8 protein-coding genes and 1 pseudogene are annotated in these 22750 nt (G+C 72.5%); 2 read left to right on the top strand and 7 right to left on the bottom strand.

What is annotated here, in order from left to right; all coding sequences use genetic code 11:
- Positions 1–357: 357 nt before the first annotated feature.
- Both ABGA99_RS10845 and ABGA99_RS10850 read left to right on the top strand, forming a co-directional pair.
- On the top strand, positions 358–1602 hold the full coding sequence (locus ABGA99_RS10845) for a SpoIIE family protein phosphatase (protein ID WP_347577156.1): 1245 nt from the start codon (positions 358–360) through the stop codon (positions 1600–1602).
- A 956-nt stretch (positions 1603–2558) separates the two neighbouring features.
- A pseudogene (locus ABGA99_RS10850) lies at positions 2559–2617 on the top strand (hypothetical protein); the annotation flags it as partial.
- Positions 2618–2909: 292 nt separating this feature from the next.
- Here ABGA99_RS10850 and ABGA99_RS10855 read toward each other — a convergent pair.
- From ABGA99_RS10855 to ABGA99_RS10885, 7 genes are all read right to left on the bottom strand, one after another.
- Positions 2910–4181 carry an MFS transporter gene (locus ABGA99_RS10855; protein ID WP_347577158.1) on the bottom strand — a complete coding sequence of 424 codons (1272 nt, stop codon included), beginning with the start codon at positions 4179–4181 and terminating at the stop codon, positions 2910–2912.
- A gap of 43 nt (positions 4182–4224) precedes the next feature.
- Positions 4225–5418, bottom strand: coding sequence for a cytochrome P450 (locus tag ABGA99_RS10860; protein WP_347577159.1), 1194 nt, complete (start codon positions 5416–5418; stop codon positions 4225–4227).
- 67 nt (positions 5419–5485) lie between these two features.
- A complete protein-coding gene (locus tag ABGA99_RS10865; RefSeq protein ID WP_347582537.1) occupies positions 5486–14797 on the bottom strand; it encodes an amino acid adenylation domain-containing protein in 9312 nt (3103 codons plus the stop codon).
- A 309-nt stretch (positions 14798–15106) separates the two neighbouring features.
- Complete coding sequence (locus ABGA99_RS10870; RefSeq protein WP_347582538.1) at positions 15107–15865, bottom strand: alpha/beta fold hydrolase; 759 nt, start codon at positions 15863–15865, stop codon at positions 15107–15109.
- A gap of 49 nt (positions 15866–15914) precedes the next feature.
- Entirely contained in the window at positions 15915–16109 is a 195-nt protein-coding gene (locus ABGA99_RS10875; protein ID WP_347577162.1) for a ferredoxin, read from the bottom strand.
- Positions 16110–16161: 52 nt separating this feature from the next.
- Complete coding sequence (gene fabG / locus ABGA99_RS10880) at positions 16162–16911, bottom strand: 3-oxoacyl-ACP reductase FabG (RefSeq protein ID WP_347582539.1); 750 nt, start codon at positions 16909–16911, stop codon at positions 16162–16164.
- A 63-nt stretch (positions 16912–16974) separates the two neighbouring features.
- Positions 16975–22749, bottom strand: a complete 5775-nt coding sequence (locus ABGA99_RS10885; RefSeq protein WP_347582540.1) for an SDR family NAD(P)-dependent oxidoreductase — start codon at positions 22747–22749, stop codon at positions 16975–16977.
- Position 22750: the final 1 nt, after the last annotated feature.

Raw genomic sequence — 22750 nt, forward strand, 5'->3', positions numbered from 1 at the left:
TGAGCGGCCATCATGCCGATGACGGCAACCCGGCTGTGTCATACAGACGGGAGGAAACTCGGCGTAGTTCACCGTTATCCAAGCGCCGGTGAAGCGGCGCATTTCCCTGGTCGGAGCCTTTCCGATGGAGAAGCGAGCCCGTGCGGGCCGCAGCGATGCGTTGGAGACGGCCAGACCCGGAGAGGTGAAAGAGAGGTCGGTGGCCGTGTCGTGCGGGCCGCCGAGGTGGTCGTTGCGCTCGCGGACGCACACGTTGACCGCCGGTTGGCGGGTCACGACGGGGGCGGACACTGTGCCTGGTTTAGATTTGCGGCAGGGCGGCAGTCCCCGGTGATCGGAAAGGGCTGGCACGGACCTGTGACCTCGCAGATCGATTACAAGGCGCTGTTCATGGCCACGCCCAGTCCGAACCTGGTGCTGGGCCCGGATCTGGTGATCGTCGACGTCAACGAGGCGTACTTGCAGACGACCGGCCGGAGCCGGGAAGACCTGATCGGCCAGTACCTGTTCGACGCCTTCCCGCGCAATCCGGCGGACCCGCACTCCTCCGGGATGCAGGACCTGGACGCCTCGCTGCACCGTGCCCTGCGCACGAAGGAACCGGACACGATGCCGCTGCTGAAGTACGACATCCCCCGCCCCGGCCGGCCAGGGGCCTTCGAGGAGCGGTGGTGGTCTCCGATCAACACGCCCGTCCTCGGGCCGGACGGACAGGTCGCCTGGATCATCCACCGGGTGGAGGACGTGACCGCGTTCATCCTGGCCCGCGCGGGCCAGCCGGCCGAAAGCGGCGGCGGGCCGCTCAGCAAACGCGAAGCGATGGACGCCGAGCTGTACGTGCGGGCGCGAGAGCTGCAGCGGCTGAACGAGGAACTGCGCCGTGCCCACGCCAGGGAACGGCAGGTCGCCTTGACCTTGCAGGAGGCCATGCTCCACTCACCGGATCTGGCACACCACCAGCACATCACGGTGCGCTACCTACCCGCCGCGGGGTCCCTGAACGTCTGCGGCGACTGGTACGACGTGGTCGACCTTCCGGACAACGGCTTCGCCGTCGCCGTCGGCGACGTCGTCGGGCACGGCCTTCAAGCCGCAGCCGCCATGGGCATGCTGCGCAGCGCACTGTCCGCCGCCGTCCGGGCGCTACACGAACCGGCCAGGGCGCTGGATGTCCTGGACCTGTACTCCCACGCCGTGAACGGGGCGCTGGCCACCACCGCCGCCAAGGCCGTCATCGACCCCGCCGGCCGACGGATCACCTACAGCAGCGCCGGCCACCCCCCGCCGATCCTGCTGCACCCCGACGGCACCTGCGACCTGCTGGACAAGGCCACCGACCCGCCGCTGGGCGCACGCCCCCGACACCTCGCGCGGCCCCAGGCCAGCCTGCCCTACCGCACCGGCGACACCCTCGTCCTGTACACCGACGGCCTCATCGAGCGACGCGGCGAAGACATCGACGCCGGCCTGCACCGGCTGACAGACACACTCGCCCGCTACAGCACCTTCGGCACCGAACGCCTCGCCGACACCTTGCTCGCCCGCCTCGGCGTAGCCGGTGGCGCCCGCGACGACATCGCCCTCATCATCGTGCGCCTGTGAACCCGTCCGGGCTCAGTACGCGCCAGCGTCGACGCCACCAACGCGCGCGCGTCGGCGACGCGCTGGTCGGGCCCGAGCTGCGAGGCGGCCTCGTACTCCGCCCCTGCGAAGGCCCGCAGGGCGGAGAGCGCCAGGGGTGGCCCGCCCCAAAAGGTGGCCAAGACCTTTTGCGCCGTCAGTGCGAGGATGTCGGCGCCCCGCTCCATCCGGTCCCGGTCGCCGTCGGCCGACGCCGCGTCGGACTCGGCAGGCGCCAGCACCAGCAGCGCAGAGGAGGACTTCGGGTGCTCTTCCCCGAAGAGTGCGCCCACCTGCCGTGCGAGGGCCTCCAGTTCGTCGAGGAGTAAGACGCCGTTTCGTCTGGTGCTGACGGTGCCCGATGGGTGGGGGCATGGAGGCCAGGCGCCGGCCGCGATCGCATGGGGTACAGGCAGCGCGGTTGAGGGCCGCACTCCGCGCTGGGGCGCGGCCCTCGGTGCGTGTGGCTACGAGGTCCAGCCGCCGAAGTGCTCGGCCTTACGTTCGTAGGGGCGGTGCAAGCGGCGGCATCCGGCCAGCCAGGCGGTTGGGCCGGCCGCGCGGCGAGGTGCTCGCCGAGAGGCGAGTCCTGTTCCGCGCGGCCTCCCGCCGAACCGGACATGACGGTTTCCCTGTCATCCGGCTCTCCCGTGACTACTGCGTGAGTGGTCTGGCCGGCCGTTCCGTGGCCCCGGGCCGGCCGCGCTGGAGACCGTGCTGACCCTCCATGACGCCGCGCGCATCGCGAGCCCCCGGGCGACCTGGGGGTCGTCCACGGCAACCCCGTCCACGACGACGTACGCGCGATCGCCGAGGCCACCGGCGTGACGTACGTCCTGGACGTCGTCCTCAACCGGGACCAGGAGATCGTGTCGGCCTTCGGCGGGGACCTGCTGCCCATGCACGCCGCGGCCACCGCCACCGCCGGACGGCTGGCCATGCGGCCGGTGCCGCGGCCCTTCGACGTCGTGGTGACCACCAACTCCGGCTTCCGGCTGGACCAGAACCTCTACCAGGCGGTGAAGGGGCATGTCGGCGGCGTACCAGGTGATCTGCCCCGGCGGCACCATCGTGTGCGCCGCCGAGTGCCGCGACGGCTTCCCCGACCACGGCTCGTACCGGGCCGTCCTCGCCTCCGAGCCCTCCCCGCAACGCTGCTGGAGACGATCGAGGCCCGATCGGCCGGGGAGACGGTGCCGGACCAGTGGCAGCTCCGGATCCAGGCCCGCATCGAGGCGCGCGTGCCGGCCTTCCGCCGCTTCCGCTCACAGGTCGCCGCGCTGGGCACATCACCGGGTACGTCCGTTCGCCGAACCGTCGAACGCTCCCCCGCCGGGGGCCCGGCGCGGGTCGGCCGCCGGGTGGCGGACCAGGCTCAGCAGTACCAGCGCGCACAGGGTCGCTCCCACCGCGACCGCCGCGAGTACGGTGCCCACCGCGAGGTGCTCGAAGAGCACGCCCGCCGTCCCGTAGGCGATCGGGCTGGCCACGAAGACGGCGGCGCCGAACAGAGGAATCACGTGCGGGCGCAGGTCTTCCGGTGGTCGCAGCGTCAGCAGCGCGACGGCGGGTGCGGTCACTCCGGGCAGGAACATGCAGCCTGCTCCGATCGTGAGGGCCGCCGTCACGGCCGGCTGGTCCCACGGCAGCAGCCACAGCATGACTGCGGCGCCCACGCCGCCGCACGCCGCGAAGTGCACCGGTGGGATCCGGCCTGCCAGCCGGGCGACGACGACGGTGCCCACCGCGGTTCCCCCGCCCCATGCGGCCATCAGCCAGCCGACGACGTGCGGATCGGAGTCGTAGCGGCTCTTGGCCATCACCGGCAGTGCGAGCAGCACCACGGGCATGAGCAGGCCGTATCCGAACGCGGCGAGTGACATCCGCCTCAGCACCGGGTCCCGGAGGACGAAGGACAGGCCCTCCCCCATCTTGCTCACCGACATCGGCTCCGGAGTCCGCTTGCGGCGCGGCAGCCCGAGCAGGAGCACCGCCGAGACCGCGAACGTGGCGGCGTCCACCCACAGCACGTGGAGCGGGCCGAACCCGGCGATCAGGAAACCGGCGACCGCCGGGCCGACCAGCCGCGCCGTCGAGGTCGCCGTCTCGAACAGGGCGTTGGCCGCGGTGACGACCCGCTCGTCCGACCCGAGGGTCTCGACCAGCAGCATCCGCTGGGAAGGCAGGTAGGCCGACGCGACGCAGCCGAGGAGGGCCACGATGACCAGCAATGCCCAGAACGGCAGCGCCCCCGCCATGTACAGCGTGGGCACCGCCGCGATCAGAACCGCGCCGACGGCGTCGCCCACGATGGACACGCGGCGGGCACCCCACCGGGCCACCAGCAGACCGGCAGGCATGCTCAGCAGCGGCACCGGCAGGATCTGGATGACGAACACCAGCCCCATCCGCGCCGGCGAGCCGGTGGTCGTCAAGACGAACCACGGCAGCGCCAGTGTCGTCATCTGGGTGCCGATCGAGGAGACGAACTCCGCGACGATGACCCTGCGGAACTGCCCGCTCCGCATGGGCGAGCGCTTCGCCGGCGCGGTCGTGGTCACCGGGCGGCCCGTACCGGGCCGCCGGGGCCGCCGCGGCCGGCCGTCACCACGCCACCGGCAGCCGGTGCACGCCGTAGACGGTCATGTCCGAGCGCGTCGGGATCTCGTCCGGCTCCGCGGCCAGCCGCAGGCCCGGGAACCGCCGGAGCAGCGTGGTGTAGCCGATGCGCAGCTCCAGGCGGGCCAGTTGCTGCCCGAGGCACTGGTGGATGCCGTGGCTGAAGGTGAGGTGGCCGATCTCGCCCTGAGTGACGTCGAGGCGGTCCGGGTCCGGGAACTGGTGGGGATCGCGGTTCACGCTGGGCAGATGGATCAGCACCGTGTCCCCCTTGCGCAGGCTCAGCCCGTCGAGTTCGACGTCCTCGGTGGCGGTGCGCTGCACGCCCACGTGCACGACGGTGAGGTAGCGGAGCAGTTCCTCGACCGCACCCTCCATCAGCGACTCGTCAGCGCGCAGCATTTCCGTCTGGTCCGGATTGCTCAGCAGCGCGTACGTGCCGAGCGACAGCATGTTCGCGGTGGTCTCGTGCCCGGCGACGAGCAGCAGCAGTGTGGCGCCGACCGACTCCGGCAGGCTGATCTCCTCCCCCGACACCAGCACGCTCAGCACGTCGTCCGCCGGCTCGGCCTTCTTCCGTGCGAGCAGCTCACCGGTCAGCTCGACGAGGTCGCCCAATGCCTGCTGCACCTCCTGCGGCTCGACGTCGAGACTCAGCAGCTTCTCCGAGTCGGCCTCGAAGCGGTCCCGGTCGGCGACCGGCACACCCAGCAGTTCGCAGATCACCTGCGAGGACACCGGCACCGCGTAGTCCGCGACCAGGTCCGCGGGCGCCCCCTTGGCGAGCATCGCGTCGGCGTAGTGAGCGGCGATCTCCTCGATCCGCGGCGTGAGCAGGCGCATCCGGCGAAGGGTGAACTGACCGGCGAGCTGCCGCCGGAAGCGGGTGTGGTCCGGCGGGTCCATGTGCTCGAACAGGCCGGGGATATCGGCCTCCAGGTCCGCCGCGCGGTTGGACGGGAACGCCAGGTGCTTGTTCGTCGGGGCCGAGCTGAACCGCTTGTCGGAGAGGATCGACCGGCCCAGCTTGTAGCTGGTGACGAGCCAGCCCTCGTACCCGTCGGGGAAGGTCATCCGGGAGACCGGGGCTTGGGCGCGCAGCGCCTCCGGCGGGTCGAACGGCCGCTCCCGGAGCGTGGGCAGCCCGTTGGAGAGGGGGCACGTCGCGTCGTCAGTCATCTCTGCCTTCAATCCGCCGTCGGTCTGACGGCTCCGATGGATGGGTGTCGAGCCGGTCGGATGGCACCTACCGGTCGCCGGACCCCTCGCTCTCGCCGGCCCGCACCCGGTCGCGGAGCTGCGAGACGGTGAGCTCCGGGTGCCGCGTGACGAGCTCCAGTACCCGTGGCCACTGCCGCACCAGCGCGCCCATGACCGGCGGCGCGATGCAGTCCGGCGAGTACACCCACAGGCCACGCAGTTCGCCGTCCACCTCGCGGGCCACGAGGTAGAGGTCGACGTTGTGCGGCTCGATGGCGGCTATCAGCTCGGGAAGCGGGGTTTCGTCGCCGATCCGCACGTCCAGCGGTGTCACGTCGAGTCCGTCCAGAGCCAGTGTGGTGCTGGGTACGCCGAGCAGGTTGAGCATCACGCGCAGGGGCAACTGGTTGCCGTCCCCGATGACGCCGTCGTGGATCAGCGCACGCATCGGCACGTTCTGGTGCGCGTACGCGTCGAGCTCGGCCTGCAGGACCTGCTGGGCCAGCTCGCGGAAGGTCGGGTCGTCCGCCATCCGGGACCTGTTGAGGATGACGTTGATGAACGGGCCGACCATCGACTTGGTCTCCGGTCGTTCTCGGCCGGCGAGGGGGTGGCTGACCGCGATGTCCGTCGCGTCCGAGTAGCTGTGCAGCAGTACGTGGAACGCGGACATCAGCATCATGAACAGGGTCACGCCCTCGCGGCGGGCGGCCTCCCGCACCGCCGCCATGGCCTCCGCGCCGATCACGGTGGTGTGGGTGTAACCCTCGACGGGGTCGTCGAGTTGCTGCGTCGGCGCGTCGAAGACGAACCTGCGCGCCACGCCGTCAAGTTCCCTTCGCCAGTGCTCGATGTGCTCGCCGAGTGCGCCGGAGGCCAGCAGGTCCTGCTCCCACGCCGCGTAGTCCAGGTGCTGGACGACCACCTCGGGGAGTTTCGGCTGCCGCCCGGAGGTGTGGGCCGCGTACAGCTCCGACAGCTCGTCGACGATCACGATGAAGCCCCAGTGGTCCACCAGGATGTGGTGGGCCACGAGTACCAGCGCGTGCTCCCGGTCGGTCAGGCGCACGAGCAGACCGCGGACGAGGTTCCCGCCGTCGATACGGAAGGGCCGCTCCGTCTCCGCGGTGAGCAGTTCGCGGAGCTTCTCGTCCTGGGCCTTCCCCCGGTGCGCACGCAGGTCGACGCTGTCGATGGGCCACGCGGGCGTGCCGTCGGCGAACTGCCGCGTCGCCGTGCCCTGCCGGACGTACCGGGTGCGCAGGATGTCGTGCCGCCGCACCAGGTCGTCGAGACCGCGCCGCAGCGCGGCGACGTCCAGCTCGCCGCGTACCCGCCATGCGGTGATGACGCCGTGATGCGGGTGGTCGGGACCCACCGGCTGGAGCAGGAACTCCAGTTGCCCGAAGGACAGTCCGGCACCATCGCCGCGGTCTGCCCTGGGAATGGGCGCGTAGAGCAGGTCGGCCGCGTCGGCGGCGGTGGCGCGTTCTCCGTCCTCCAGGACCGGCTCGACCGCGCCGTCCGCGACCGCACGGGCGCACCGGGCGACGGCGCGTAGTGCGTCGAACCAGGTGTCCGCCAGTTCGCGTACCTCGTCCTCGGTGAGGAGCGAACCCGCCCAGCTCCAGTCGGCCACCAGCTCGGGGCCGTCCGGGCCGTCCTGCGTGACGGCGTTGACCTCCAGGGGATGGAGCAGCGGCCGGACGGCGGTGGTGGTACCGCCCGTGCTGTCCTCGCGCAGCGGCATCCACGGCTTCGGCTCGTCGGTGACGGGCACGCGGCCGAGGTAGTTGAAGAGCACCTGCGGCGCAGGCAGTCCGGCAAGTGCCGGCGCGGTGTCCGCGTCGAGATAGCGCAGCAGCCCGTAGCCGAGGCCGCTGTCCGGGATCGATCTCAACTGCCTGCCGGCTTCCGCGACCGCGGCCGCCAGCCCGCTGCCCGCCTCGGTCGCCTCAGCCCAGGTCAGCCGGCCGAAGTCGAGACGGACGGGGTGGACGCTGGTGAACCAGCCCACCGTACGGGACAGGTCGGTGCCCTCGACGAGGTGCTCGTGCCTGCCGTGGCTCTCCACGTCCAGCACCACCGGACCGTCGCCCGCGTCCGTCCTGCGGGCGCGCCACCGCCGGAGGGCGAGCCCGAAGGCGGTCAGCAGCACGTCCTGGATGCCGCGGCGGAACACCGCGGGCGCCTGACCGACCAGCGTCGCGGTGTCCTCGGCCGGCAGGGTCACCGACAGCCGCCCCTCCGTGCCGGTGACGTCGCGGTCCGCGTCCAGATCCCCGGCCACCAGCGGCGCGGCGTCCCGCAGGACGCCCTCCCACACGGGGAGCTCGGCACGGTGCCGTGTCGTGCTCGCGGTGGAGACGACCCGGGCCGCCCAGCCGCGCAGCGACGTCGCCACGGGAGCGAGGTCCGGCTCGCGGCCTGCGGCCACTGCGTTCCAGGCCGCGGCGAGGTCGGTCAGCAGGATCCGCCACGACACTCCGTCGACCGCGAAGTGGTGCACGGCGAGCAGGAGCCGGCCCGGTCGATCGGCTCCGGCGTCGAACCACACGGGCTGGAGCATGGCGCCCGCGGCGGGGTCGAGCCGGCGTCTGGCGGCGGCGGTCTCCTCGGCGATGAGCGCATGGGCCTCGGCGTCCGTCAGCCCGCCGGTGCCGACGCGGCGCAGCACGTCCGCGACCCGTACGGCGCCGGGTTCGTCCGCGTACAGGGACCATTGCCCGTCGGGGCCGGTCACCAGCCGGGTGCGCAACGCGTCGTGCCGGTCGACGACCGCCTGCAGCACCGCGGTCAGCCGCTCCTCGTCCACGTCCACCGGCAGGCCGACGGTTGCGGACAGGTCGAAGCCGGCCACCGAGCCGCCGAGTTGCCGCTGCCGTTCCATCACGGGCAGCAGCGGGACGTCGCCGGTGCCGACGTCCGCGGCGCTCACGCCGGCGTCCTCGCCGACCGGCCGGGCCACCTGCGCGATGCCGGCCACCGTCTGGTGCACGAACACGTCCCGGACGGTGAACACCAGTCCGGCCGTGCGGGCCTGCGCGACCAGTTGGGTGGCCTGGATGCTGTCCCCGCCCAGGTCGAAGAAGCCGGCTTCGGCGCCGACCCCGGGAACTCCCAGGACCTCGGCGTACACCGAGGCGAGCGTCCGCTCGACCGGCGTCTCCGCCGCTCGGGATCCGCTGCGCGCGCCGAGGTCCGGTGCGGGCAGCGCGCGGCGGTCGAGCTTGCCGTTGCTCGTCATCGGGAAGGCGTCGAGGACCACTACCGCGACAGGCACCATGTACTGGGGCAGCCGCTCGGCCACGAACGCCCGCAACTCGGCGGGCTCGGCGCGGGTCCCCCGGGCGGGTACGACGTAGCCGACCAGGTCCTTTCCCCCGGCGGGCTTCTCCCGTACGACCACCGCTGCGCCCGCCACGGCGGGGTGCGCGTCGAGGGCCTGCTCGATCTCGCCCGGTTCGATGCGGAAGCCGCGGATCTTCACCTGGTCGTCGGTCCGGCCGAGGTACACGATCCGCCCGTCCGCGTCACGGCGGACCAGGTCACCGGTCCGGTACATGCGAGAGCCCGGTGCGCCATACGGGCAGGCGACGAAGCGCACGGCCGTCAGCCCGGGTTGTCCGAGGTAGCCGCGGGCCAGGCCCGTTCCGGCGAGGTACAACTCGCCGGGGACGCCGGGCGGCACCGGCCGGAGCCGTTCGTCGAGCACGTACGCCCGGGTGTCGTCCATCGGCGTGCCGATCGGCACGATGCCGTCGACCACCTCGCGGGTGGTCTGCCGGACGGCGAAGGTCGTCGCTTCCGTGGGCCCGTACACGTGCGTGAGCGAGGTCCGCGGCCAGGCCGCCAGCGCCTTCGTGAACGCAAGGGGCGAGTGGGCCTCGCCGCCGGTCCACACCTCTGCCACGCCGGCCAGCGCAGCGGGATCGCGTTCTACCAGCAGGTTGAAGAGCGCGGTCGTGAGGAACACGGCGGTGACGCGGCGTTCGCCGATGGTACGCACCAGGGTGTCGGGATCGAGTTCACCGGCCGGTGCGACGACCACCTCACCGCCGGACAGCAGCGGCACCCACAGCTCGTAGGTGGAGGCGTCGAACGCGGCCGGGGAATGCATCAGAACGCGCGAGTGGTTGCCGCCGCGCCACGCGCGGTCGGCGGCCAGGCTCGCCACGTTCCGGTGGGTGACCGCCACGCCCTTCGGCCGCCCGGTGGACCCGGAGGTGTACATCACGTAGGCCACCCGGTCGGGACCGCCCGCGGGCACGAGGCCGACGGCGCCCCGCGCACCGCCCTCCCCGGCGGGCGGTTCTGCGGCCACGTCGACCACACGCACCCCGGCGGGGACGTCGTGTTCCGGCCCCTCCCCGTCCACGAGGAGCACACGTGCCCCGGTGTCGGCCATGATCAGCCGCATGCGCGACCCGGGAAAGCGGGGGTCCAGCGGCACGTACACGCCGCCGGCCTTGACCACGGCGAGGATCGCCACGGGCAGCCGCACGGAGCGCTCCATCAGCAGGCACACCGCGTCCTCTGCGCCGCCGGCGCCGATCCCCAGCTCGCGCAACCGCACGGCGAGCCGGTCCGCGGCGGCGGCCAGTTCCGCGTAGGTCAGCCGCTCCTCGCCGTGGCGGACCGCGACGGCGTTCGGAGTACGGGCCACCTGCGCCTCGAACAGCTCGGGCAGGGTGGCCACGGGCTCCTCGCCGACCGGGCCGTTCCACTCTTCGAGCACGCGGTGCCGCTCGGCCGGGGTGAGCACGTCGACATCGCCGATCGGCCGGTCCGGGTCGCCGATCATGGCCACCAGCACCTGGCGCAGCCGGTGCGCCATGGTGCGTATCGTCTCCTGGTCGAAGACGTCGGCGTTGTACTCGATGCCGCCGTCGATGCCGTCCGGCTTCCCGTCGGCCGCGAGGCGCTCGTGCAGCAGGAAGACCAGGTCCATCCTCGCCGTGCCGGTGCCCCTCACCATCGGCGTCACCTCGACCCCGGGCAGCCCGGGGCCCTCACCGGTCACGCTCTGCCAGGAGAGCATGACCTGCACGAGCGGGTGGTGGGCCATCGACCGGGCCGGCCGCAGACTGTCGACGAGGGCCTCGAACGGGATGTCCCGGTGCGCGAGCGCGTCGAGGGTCCGTTCCCGTACCGCACCGAGCAGTTCCCGGAAGGTCTGGCGGTCGGAGAGCTGTGTGCGCAGCACGAGGGTGTTGGCGAAGAAGCCGACGAGGTTCTCGGTGGCCTGGTCGTCCCTGCCCGCGGTGGCCACGCCGACGGGGATGTCCGCCCCGGCGCCGAGGCGGCGGAGGAGCACCGCCAGCGCCGCGTTGAGGACCATGAACATGCTGACGTCGCAGCCGCGCGCCAGACGGGCCAGGCCCTCGTGCAGGTCCACGTCCCACCGAAAGGTGAGCGTGTCCCCGTCGTGCGACGCCTCGGCCGGGTGCGGCCGGTCGACCGGGAGGGCGATCCGCTCGGGCAGGCCGTCCAGTGCACCGCGCCAGTGGTCGAGCTGGTTCGACCACGTGCTCCCGGGATCGTCATGCGCGCCCAGGTACTCACGCTGCCACAGGGTGTAGTCGGCGTACTGCACGGGCAGCGGCGCCCATTCGGGCGCGTGACCGGCCAGCCGCGCGCGGTAGGCGACTGCCAGGTCGTACCGCAGCGGCGCCAGCGACCAGCCGTCGGCCGCGATGTGGTGGACGACGACGACCAGCACGTGCGTGCCCGTGCCGGCGGTGAACAGCTCGGCGTGCAGCGGGATCTCCGCCGTCAGGTCGAACGGATGCCGTACCGCCGCCGCCACCGCGTCGTTCAGGTCCCCGGCGTCGACCTCGGTCACCGGCAGCGCGGGCCGCGCCTGTTCGGGAGCCAGGACGTGCTGGCACGGCACCGCTCCCTCGTCCGGGAAGACGGTGCGCAGTGACTCGTGGCGCGCGACCACGTCGGCGAGCGCGGCCCGCAGGCAGTCCACGTCCAGCGTGCCGGTGAGGCGCAGCACCACCGGAAGGTTGTACGTAGGTGAAGGGCCTTCCATCTGGTGCAGGAACCACAGCCGGCGCTGGGCGAACGACTGCGGCAGCGGGTCGGGCCGTGTCATGGGGACCAGCGCAGGCCGCGCGTCGGCGCCGCCCTGCCGCAGTACCTCGGCCAGCCGGGCCACGGTCGGCTTCTCGAAGAGGCCGCGCACCGGCACTTCGACGCCGAGCACCCCGCGGATCCTCGCCACCAGGCGGGTGGCCAGCAGCGAGTGCCCGCCGAGGTCGAAGAAGTTGTCGTCGATGCCGACCTCGGACAGGTTCAGCACCTGGGCGAACAGCGCGCACAGAGCCTTCTCCTCGGCGTCGCGGGGCGCCGCGTACGCGGTGGCCGCGCGGGCCCGGCCCGGCTCGGGTGCGGGGAGCGCGCCGCGGTCGGTCTTGCCGCTGGGGGTGCGCGGCAGCGCGTCGAGGAACACGAACGCGGACGGAACCATGTAGGCGGGCAGCTTGTCGTTCAGCGCGCCCCGCAGACGGCGGGTCAGCTCCTCGACGGGGCCGGCCGCCGGGTCCGCAACCAGGTAGGCGACCAGGCGCTGGTCACCGGGCCGGTCCTCGCGGACCACCACCACCGATTCCTTCACCTGCCCCTGCCACATCAGCACGGTCTCGATCTCGCCGAGTTCGATCCGGTAGCCGCGCAGCTTGACCTGATGGTCCAGCCTGCCGAGGTAGTCGACTCTGCCGTCCACCCGGCGCCGCACCAGATCACCGGTCCGGTACAGGCGGTCATCGGGGCCGGACGAGAACGGGTTGCGGACGAACTGCTTCGCCGTCAGCTCCGGCCGGTCGAGATATCCACGCGCCAGCCCGTCCCCGCCGATGCACAGCTCGCCGGGGACCCCCGGCGGCACCGGGCGGCCTTCGGGGTCGAGGATGTGCACCTCGGTGTTGGCGATCGGCCCGCCGATGGTGATCGTGTCGTCCACGATCCGGGTGCCCAGCGAGTAGATGGTGGTCTCGCTCGGCCCGTACATGTTCCACAGGTCCACGCCCTTGGCCAGCAGCCGGCGCGCCAGGTCCGGCGGCAGCGCCTCGCCGCAGATCAGCCCGCGCAGCCCCGGTCTGCCCGGCCAGCCGGCGTCGACCAGCATCCGCCACGTGGAGGGGGTCGCCTGCATCATGGTCGCGCCGGTGGTGGCCATCTCCTCGGCCAGCAGCCTGCCGTCGGTGGCCACCTCCCGGGTGGCGAGCACCACCCGGGCGCCTTCGACCAGTGGGAGCAGCAGTTCCAGGGTCGCGATGTCGAACGACAGCGTGGTGACCGCCAGCAGGCTGTCGCCGGCGTCGATTCCCGGCCACTGCTTCATGGCCCAGAAGAGGTTGCGCAACGCGCGGTGCGGGAGTTGGACGCCTTTGGGGCGGCCGGTCGAGCCGGAGGTGTAGATCACGTAGGCGAGGTCCGCGCCCGCGACCGGCTCGCCGAGCACCTCGGCGGGCTCGGCGGCGATCTCGTCGCGCAGTTCGTCCAGGCACAGTGTGACGGCTCCGGACTCCGGCAGGGCCGGTACCACGGAGCGCTGGGTGATCAGGACGGGCAGCCCGGCGTCCTCGATCACGAACGCGATGCGGTCGCGGGGCAGCTCCGGGTCGATCGGCACGTAGGCGCCGCCGGCCTTGAGCACGGCCAGCACCGCGACGACCATGTCGAGGGAGCGCTCCAGACAGATCCCCACCCTCACGTCGCGCCCGACACCGAGGCGTTTCAGCCTGCGGGCGAGCTGGTTCGCGGACGCATCGAGCTGGGCGTAGGTGAGGGTCTCGCCCCGGCAGTACACCGCCTCGGCGTGCGGCCGCAGCGCCGCCTGCTGCTCGATGCGCTGGTGGGTGAGCAGTCGGTCGGGCCACTCGCTGCGGGTGTCCGCCCGCTCCCTGCGCTGCTCGCGTTCCTCCTCCCCGGTCAGCAGCGCGACGTCCAGGACCGGCTGCTCCGGGTCGGCGAGCAGGTTGTCCAGCAGCACCTTCAGATGGCCGGCCATGCGGTCGATGGTGGCGGCGTCGAACAACTCGGTGTTGTACTCGAACCAGCCGGTGAGCGCGTCTCCCTGCTCGAACACCTGCAGTTCGAGGTCGAACCGCGCGGTGGAGCCGGGCACCTCCATCAGCTCCAGGCGCAGCCCGCCGGCCTCGAACTCGGGCATCGGGATGTTCTGGAAGACGAACGACACCTGGAAGACCGGCGACCGGGACAGGTCCCGCTCCGGCTGCAACTCCTCCACCAGCCGCTCGAACGGCACCTCCTGGTGGGCGAAGGCACCGAGAGCCGCGCCTCGGACCCGGCCGAGCAACTCGGTGAAGGACGGGTTTCCAGAGACGTCGCTGCGGATCGCGAGCGTGTTGACGAAGTAGCCGATGAGCCGCTCGACCTCAGGCTGCCCACGGTTGGCCACGGGCACACCGACGACGACGTCCTCCTGCCTGCTGTACCGGTGCAGCAGTACGACGTAGGCCGCGAGCAGGGTCATGAACGGGGTCACGCCGGCGCTGCGGCTGAGTTCGCGCACGCCGTTCATCACGGCGGCGGACAGGTGGAAGGGCCGGGAGCCGCCGGCCGTGCCCAGCACGGCGGGCCGCGGCCGGTCGGTGGGGAGCTCCAGGATCGGTGCGGCTCCCTGGAGCTCCCCCTTCCAGTACGCCAAGTCGGCGGCCGTACCGGAGCCCGCCAGCTTCTTGCGCTGCCAGGCCGCGTAGTCGGCGTACTGGACGGGCAGCTCCGGCAGTTTCGCTTCTGTGCCGGTGAGATAGCCCTGGTAGAGGGCGACCAGTTCCCCGAAGAGCACCGAGGTCGACCACAGGTCGGCGACGATGTGGTGCATCGTGAGCAGCAGGATGTGCTCGTCCGCGGACAGCCGCAGGAACCTCATCCGCATGAGCGGCCCGCTGCCGAGGTCGAAGGGCCGGGCGAACTCCTGGCGCGCCAGCTCCTCGATGCCCGCCTCGCCGCCGGGGCCGCGCAGGCGTCCGCACTCCTCGACGGTCAGTTCCAGCTCACCGGCGTCGTGCACGACCTGCACCGGCTCGCCGTCGACCTCGTCGAAGGTGGTGCGCAACGACTCGTGCCTGCGGACGATCTCGGCCAGGCAACGACGCCAGATCTCCACGTCCAGCGGGCCGTGCACGCGCACCGCCGCCGGGATGTTGTAGGCGGCGCTGCCCGGGTTGAGCTGGTCCAGGAACCACATCCGCTGCTGGGGGAACGATGCGGCGAAGCGCCGCGGCCGCGGCGACGGGCGACCGCCGTCCTTGCGGCGCAGCCGCTCCGCCAGGAGTTTGCGCTTCTGCTCCGCCGTGAGGCTGGTCAGGTCGATCTCGGTCATGCGCGAATCTCCTGATCGTTGGTCTCGGCGGCGGAACAGTCGAATGCGAAGTACCGGTGGGGGGGGAATCGCGTGCTCAGGGTTTTTCCTGTTCTGCGATCGCCTCGCCGCGTAAGGGAATTGCGAGCGCGCGATGCATGCTGGCACCAGGTGAAGCGGCCAGTCCACCGTCGTCATACACCGCGGTCCGAGCGAAGACCGGGTGTTCAACTGTCCGCTGCGGCCAGTTGAACGCGTTTCTGCCGCCACCGGCGGACGGTGGGTTGTTCTCTGCCGTTCCGGATCCCTCGGCCGGGAGGAATTACCGGGTCAGGGAGTTCGGGTGGCAGGCACGGGAATGCCGACCACTTCTGCAATGACGGCCATGACGTCGCCGGCGGGTCGAAGGAAGAAATGTCCCCCCGGCAGGAGGCGCAGGCCGGCATCCCCGTCGGTCTGACGGCGCCAGCCCTCCAGATCGGGTACGGGCACGAGCGGGTCGTCGGCGCCGCCGAGCACGGTGAGGGGGACCGGCAGCGGCGGCTCGGGACTGTACCGGTAGTTCTCCAGCACCGAGAAGTCGGCCCGGATCGTGGGCAGCATCAGCCTCATCAGCTCCTCGTCTTCGAGCAGCTCGCGCGGGGTGCCGCCGAGTGTGCGCAGTTCGACGACGACATCGGCGTCGGACGCCTGGTGCACCGAGGGCCGGGTGCGGGGGACGTCGGGCGCGGCGGTGGCGGACACGAACAGGTGGGCGGGCAGCGGCCGTCTGCGGCGGCGCAGGGTCCTGGTCAGTTCGAAGGCGAGCAGGCCGCCCATGCTGTGGCCGAACACCGCGAAGGGCCGGTCCAGGTGGGGGGCCAGTACTTCGGCCAATGCCCCGGCGAGCTGGGGCAGCCTGGTCATGGGCGGCTCAAGGATGCGGCCGCCGCGGCCGGGCAGTTCAAGCGGACAGATCTGGATGCCGCGGGGCGCCAGGTCGTGCCAGTCACGGTAGGCGGCGGCGCTGCCGCCTGCGTAGGGCAGACAGAACAGCCGGACCGCGGCCTCCTGTCCGGGCTCGCTGCGGCCGAACCACGGGTTGCGCACCTTTCCGTCCTCCTTCGTCTCGCGGCCGGGGGGCCGGGCGGACCGCCGTTCAGTCCGTCAGGCTCAGGGCGCCCGAAGGACAGCGACGCACCGCGTCCTCGGCGTCCTTCAACTGCACGTCCGTCGGTACGGAGTTCAGCAGCACGACTGTTCCGTCCCTGTCCGACTGGTCGAACAGCTCGGGTGTGGTCAGGGCGCACATACCCGAGCCGACACAGGTGTCGGTGTCGGCTTCGATGCGCATGGTCGGCATCCTCCGATTCACGAGGGGCGGGGGGCGGCGCCGGGGCGGCGGGTCAGGTTGCCATGCCGCCGTCGATGGTGAAGGTGGCGCCCGTGAGGTAGCCGGCCCGCTCCGAGATCAGGAACGACACGAGGTCGGCGACCTCTTCCGGGCGGCCGAGCCGGCCGAGAGCGATGCGCTGCGCGAACCGCTCGCGGATGTCGGGTTCGAGGGCGAGGACGGGGTCGGTGGCGATGAAGCCCGGGGCGACCGTGTTGGCCCGGATGCCGTACCGGCCGACCTCGCGGGCCAGGGACTTGGTGAAGCCGACGATCCCGGCCTTGGAGGCGGCGTAGTTGGTCTGTCCCGCGTTGCCGTGCAGACCGGCGACGGAGGAGAGGGTGACGATCGCCCCGCGACGGCGTTCGACCATGTCCCCGACGACGGCGCGGCAGACGTGGAACACGCCGTCGAGATTGGTGCGCAGCACGTCGTGCCAGTCCTCGTCCTCCATCAGCTTCAGGGGCTGGTCGCGCAGCACGGCCGCGGAGGTGACGGCGGCACGCACGGGCCCGAGGGTGTCCTCGACGGCGTCGACGAACGCCTCGACGGCGTCGGGGTCGGCGACGTCGGTGCGCCGGACGAGGGCACGGCGGCCGGTGGCGGAGATCTCCTTCTCCACCTCGCGGGCGGCGGAGTCGTCGGACGCGTAGCAGACGGCGACGTCGTAGCCGTCCTGGGCGAGTCGCAGGGCGACGGCCCGTCCGATGCCGCGTGAGCCTCCCGCCACCAGTGCGACGGGGGGCGGGGAACGGTCACTCATTCGCGCTCTTCCGGGTCGGGGCGCCGGTGACGCCGTCGTGTCGGTCGGGGGCACGGGATCCGCTCACGCCTCGCCCCCCTCCGCGGCGAGCAGTTCGCGCAGCCGGGCCTCCACCTCGTCGTCGGTGAGGTGTCCGAGCTCGTCGAGGTCCGCGCCGTCGGCGTCGTCCCGGGCCAGGACTTCGATCGCGTCGTCCGGGCCGCCGGTCGGGACGTCCGCGCGGGAGTCCAGGACCTCGACCGTGTGGGCGACGGTGGGCCGTTCGAAGAAGGCCCGCAGGTCGAGTTCGGTGCCGAGACGGGACTTCAGCCGGGTGCCGATCTGCACGGCGGCCAGGGAGTGGCCGCCCAGGGCGAAGAAGTCGTCGTCGACGCCGACCCGGTCCAGGCCCAGCACCTCCTGCCACACGTCGGCGACGGCCTGTTCACGGGGCGTGCGGGGGGCCGCGTAGGGGGTCGGCAGGTGGGGGCGCGGATGGGTGGCGCCCGGCAGCGCCAGCTCGTCCATCTCCCGGGCCAGCAGCGCGGGGGTCAGGGAGCGGGCCAGGTCGCGGACGGCGGTGAAGTCGCGGTGGGAGACGACGAGGTGGCCGGGCAGGTCCGGGGCGGCGAGGATGCGGGCGAAGGCGTCCTTGCCCTGCTGCTCGGTGATGCCCTCGGCCAGGGTGCGCAGGACGCCGGCGCCGGCCGGCTCGTCGGCGCCGTCCCCGTCGGTGCCGTGGCCGGGTGCGGACGGCTCGGCGGCACGGGCGATCTGGTCGCGCAGACCGTCCAGGTCGTTGATGCGCTTGATGGTGAAGTCGCCGATGCGGACGAGGACCCGGCCGTCGGGGTCGAGGATCTCGATGTCGCACGTGCTGGTCTCGCCCATGGCGTCGGCGGACTCCTTCAGCTCGACATGGGCGTGGACGGTGCCGGTCAGGCCGTGATGAAAGCGCAGGCTCCGGTAGCTGAACGGCAGATAGTAGGTGTCGGGCGCGTGCACGCGGGCGGTGCCGCCGGCCGCGTCGAGCAGCGCCGGGTGCAGGAGGTAGCGGTCGAGGTCGCCGTGGAACTCCTCGTCCAGTCGCAGCGTGGCCATGACCCGCCGCGGGCCGACCTGGATCTCGCGCATGCAGTTCCAGCGCGGCCCGAAGGAGAACTCGATGGGCCCGCCCTTCTGGAACCGGTCCAGGCCGAGGCCGAGAGTGATCGACTCCTGGGTGTCGAGGACCTCCTTCACCTCGCAGGCGGCGCGGAGTTCGGCGAGGTCGCGCACGGTGTCGGGTACGCGGTCCGGGAAGCGGACGGTGCCGCTGGCATGATCGTGCCAGGCTGCGGCCCCTGGCTCGCCGGTCCGGCTGCGTACGAGGAAGTGCCAGTGGCCGTCGCGCTCCTCGACGGTGGTGAAGACCTCGCGGGTCTGCCCGTCCGGCACGACGACGGGGATCGTGTACTGCACGTCGCCGATCTCGATGTCTCTCCCGGCGGCCTGCTCGGCCACGGCGGCCCGGACCAGTTCCAGGTAGGCGGTGCCCGGAACGAGCCCGTGTTCCTGGATGCGGTGGTCCCGGACGATCCAGCTGTCGGCGGTGCTGAAGACCGTGGCGTATGTACGGGACGTGGGGGTGCTGCGGACCAGGCGCTGGATCAGTGGGTGGCCGCCGGCCGAGGCGCCGGGTCCGGCGCCGAAGCGGGCGCCGAGGTCGGCGGCCATACCGACCTCGTGCCAGGTGTCCCAGCCGATGGCCGTGACCGGGACGGCGGTCTCGCGGCGCTTCCACTGGGCGAACGCGTCGAGGAAGGCGTTGGCCGCGGCGTAGTCGCTCTGGCCGGGCCCGCCGAGGACGCCGGTCACCGAAGAGCACAGCAGCATGAAGTCCAGGTCGTCGTCGCGGCAGACACTGTCCAGCACGAGCAGGCCGTGGGTCTTGGCTGCGAGCACGTGGTCGGCGTCGGCCGGGGACTTCGTGACGATGACCCCCCGGGAGGGGCTGCCGGCGGCGTGCACGACGCCGTTCAGCGGTCCCGAGGCCGCGCGGAGTTCGCGTACGGCTCGCTGAGTCTGCTCCTCGTCGGTGATGTCGGCGCGGAGGAGGTGCACGCGGGCACCGAGGTCCTGGATGCGGCGCAGTCGCAGGATGCGCAGGCTGACGGGGTCGTTCTCGCCGTGGGCGGCGAGGTGGGCGTCCCAGTCGCCGGGCGCGGGGAATGCGGACCGGCCGAGCAGGGCGAGTACGGGCTGGTCGGCGGTGGCGGCGATGTGTTCGGCCATGGCCAGGCCGAGGCCGCCGAGCCCGCCGGTGATCAGATAGACGCCGCCGTCGCGCAGGCCGGTGCCCTCGGCCCTGAGGGGGGCGGCGGCGAAGGTACGGCGCCACCAGTGACGGCCGCGCAGGGCGAGTTCGGGTTCCTCCGCCGTCCAGGTCAGGGCCGTGAGCAGGGCGCGTACAGCTGCGTCATGGGGGGCGCGGGGGTCGGTGCCGGTGACGTCCAGGACACGGCAGGCGGTGTCGGCGGTCTCCTGGGGGATGACGGTGGCGGCGCCGAGCAGCAGGGCGTGCTCGGGCCGCAGCGTCTCCTCGCCGGTGACGTCGTACACGCCGCGGCAGACCACGTCGACGGTGACGGGCACGGCGGGGCGCTCGCCGGACGACAGTGCCTGCGCGAGTGCCAGGAGGCTGTCGAAGCCGGTGCGGCGGGCGGCCTCCAGCCGCTCGGGGGTGGGCGGCTCCCCCGGCGGCGGATCGCCGGCGGGGTCTGCCGCGGTGCTCCACAGGTGGACGAAGCGCAGGCGGGCCTCGTCTTTGGCTGCGGCGAGCCGCCCGGCGAGGGAGGAGACGAGCGCGGTCAGGTCGTCCCTGTCGGCCGGGTCCACGGTCCACGCGTCGCCGGCTCCTGCCAGGCCCCCGCCAGCGGTGACCCGGACGACGTGGTCGCCGGCGGCGGCCAGGCGGTCGGCGAGGGCGTCGCCGAGAGCGAGGCCGGCGCCGAGTACCACCCAGACGTCGCCGCTGGGCCCGGTCGCGCGCCGGGCGGGCAGGGTGAGCCGCTGCCAGCCGGGGGCGTGGAACCAGTCGTCCGCGGTGGTGGCAGCAGGTTGGCTGCCGCGGGATGTCCCGGCGGGTTCGACCCAGAACCGGCGGCGCTGGAAGGCGTAGCCGGGCAGCCGGAGCGCGGGGTGCCGGTCGTCTCCCTGGACAGCGGCCCAGTCCACTGCGGCCCCCGCGCTCCACACGGCGCCGAGGTTCGTCATCAGGTGCTCGTCGTCACGGGTGTCCTGCCCGGGGTGCCGCAGTGACCCGGCGGCGGTACGGCCAGGAGTCCAGGACCGGTGGGCACGCGCGAAGTCGGCGAGGGTCCGGCCCGGTCCGGCCTCCAGCAGCACCAGCGCGGGGTCGGCGAGCAGGACGTCGAGGGCGTCCCGGAACCGTACCGGCTGCCGCAGGTGGCCGCCCCAGTAGTCGGGGCTGGTGGCCTGCTCGTCGGTGATCCAGGTCCCGGTGACGTCGGAGACGAACGGAATCGCCGGGGGATGCAGGGGGACGCGGCGCACCTCGTCGGTGAAGGGCTGCACGGCCGGATCCATCGCCGGTGAGTGGAAGGCGTGTGAGGTGTGCAGTCGGCGGCACCCCACGCCTTCGGCCGTGAGCCGTCGTTCGAGGTCGTCGACGGCCTCGGGGATCCCGGCGACCACGCAGAGCGCGGTGGAGTTGACGGCGGCGAGGGACAGGCCGTCGCCGAGCCGGGCCGTGGTCTCCCGCTCGGGCAGGAAGACGCTGAGCATGGCGCCGCCCGGCGTCTTCTGGACGAGCCGGCCGCGGGCGGCGACGAGGCGTACGGCGTCCTCCAGCGAGAACACCCCCGCGAGGCAGGCGGCGACGTACTCGCCGACGCTGTGTCCTGCCATGGCGCGCGGCTGGACGCCCCAGGACTGCCACAGCCGGGCGAGGGCGTACTCGACGCAGAACAGCGCGGGCTGGGCGAAGCCGGTCAGCCGCAACCGTTCGCCGGCGTCCTGCTCGGTCCGCGGGCCGTCGTCCGGGGCGAGGACGAGGGCGCGCAAGTCCTCCTCCAGGTACGGGGCGAACAGGGCCGCACAGCGGTCGAACTCGGCGGCGAAGACCGGTTCGCGGTCGTGGAGACCGCGGGCCATGCCGGGGTACTGGGCGCCCTGCCCGGGGAAGAGAAACGCCACCGGGGCGCTGTCGGGCGCGGCGACGGCGGAGTCCGCATCGACCGCGAGCAGCCGCAGCGCGGTGACGGCCTCCTCGGTGGTGCGGGCGACGGCGGCGGTGCGGTGGGGAAAGCGGGCACGGCGGCGGGCCAGGGTGTGGGCCACGGCGTCGAGCGGGGTGCCGGGGTGGGCTTCGAGATGGTCGGCCAGGCGTCCCGCGGCTTCGGCGAGCGCGGGCGCGGACTTCGCGGACAGCGGCAGCAGTCGCGCCGGGGGCTCGGCGGTGGCGGGGCCGGTCGGCCGGTTGCCGTCGGCGTCGCCGGCCGGCCGGTCGACAGGGGCCTCTTCGAGGACGACGTGGACGTTGGTGCCACCGATACCGAAGGAGCTGACGCCGGCCCGCCGCGGCTCGGCCCGGCGCGGCCAGGCCCGCAGGTCGGTGTTGACGTAGAAGGGGCTGGTCTCCAGTTCCAGGGCGGGGTTGGGCCGCTGGTAGTGCGGAGTCGGCGGGATGGCCTCGTGTTTGAGGGCGAGTACGGTCTTGATCAGGCCGGTGACGCCGGCGGCGGCGTCGAGGTGGCCGACGTTGCTCTTGACCGAGCCGATGGCGCAGAAGCCCCGGTCCTGCGTGCCGGGGCGGAAGGCGCGCGTGAGGGCGGCGATCTCGATGGGGTCGCCGAGCGGGGTGCCGGTGCCGTGTGCCTCCACGAAGCCGACGGTGGCCGGGTCGATATCGGCCAGCGCCAGCGCCTCGGCCACGACGTCGGCCTGGCCGTCGACGCTCGGCGCGGTGTATCCGGCCTTCAGGGAGCCGTCATTGTTCACCGCGGTGGCCAGGATCACCGCGTCGACGCCGTCGCCGTCGGCGCGCGCGTCCGTGAGCCGGCGCAGGACGACGATGCCGGCGCCGTTGCCGGCGACGGTTCCGGAGGCGTCGGCGTCGAAGGCGCGGCACGTGCCGTCCGGGGACAGGATGCCGCCGGGCTCGTAGGCGTAACCGGCGCGCAGGGGCGCCGAGACCGAGACGCCGCCGGCCAGCGCGATGTCGCACTCGCCGTTGACCAGGCTCTGGCAGGCCAGATGTACCGCGGTCAGCGAGGTGGAGCAGGCGGTCTGGACGGTGACGGCCGGCCCGGTGAGATCCAGTTTGTACGCCACTCGGGTGGCCAGGAAGTCCTTGTCGGAGGCGAGCAGCACCTGGTACATGCCGGCCGCGTCGCGGACCTGCTCGTTGTTCATGAGGTTGAACAGCAGGTACGAATTGAGTCCGGCGCCGGCGAACACGCCGATGCGGCCGTCGAATCCGCCGGGGTCGACCCCGGCGGATTCCAGGGCCTGCCAGGCGCATTCGAGGAAGACCCGGTGCTGGGGGTCGAGGAGTTCGGCCTCGCGGGGGCTGTATCCGAAGAATCCCTCGTCGAACAGGTCCGCATCCTCCAGCACCCCCTTCGCCTTGACATAGCCGTCCTGGGCCAGAAGCGCCGGGTCGACGCCGGAAGCGGCCAGTTCCTCGTCCGAGAAGGCGGTGATGCCCACCCGGCCCTGGGCGAGGTCGGCCCAGAACGTCTCCACGTCGCCGGCGCCCGGGAAGCGGCCGGCCATACCGATGACGGCGACGCGGTCGAGGTCCTGACCCCGGTCCCCGCCGGGTGCGCGGGTCGGGTCCTGCTGTGGCTGTGACACT

This window comes from Streptomyces sp. B5E4, assembly GCF_039871555.1.
In the GTDB taxonomy this organism is placed as follows: Bacteria; Actinomycetota; Actinomycetes; order Streptomycetales; family Streptomycetaceae; genus Streptomyces.

Coding starts and splice junctions, on each gene's coding strand:
- ABGA99_RS10875 (WP_347577162.1), bottom strand. CDS start 16,109: ATGCGCATCGAAGCCGACACCGACACCTGTGTCGGCTCGGGTATGTGC.
- ABGA99_RS10865 (WP_347582537.1), bottom strand. CDS start 14,797: ATGACCGAGATCGACCTGACCAGCCTCACGGCGGAGCAGAAGCGCAAA.
- ABGA99_RS10860 (WP_347577159.1), bottom strand. CDS start 5,418: ATGACTGACGACGCGACGTGCCCCCTCTCCAACGGGCTGCCCACGCTC.
- fabG (WP_347582539.1), bottom strand. CDS start 16,911: ATGAGTGACCGTTCCCCGCCCCCCGTCGCACTGGTGGCGGGAGGCTCA.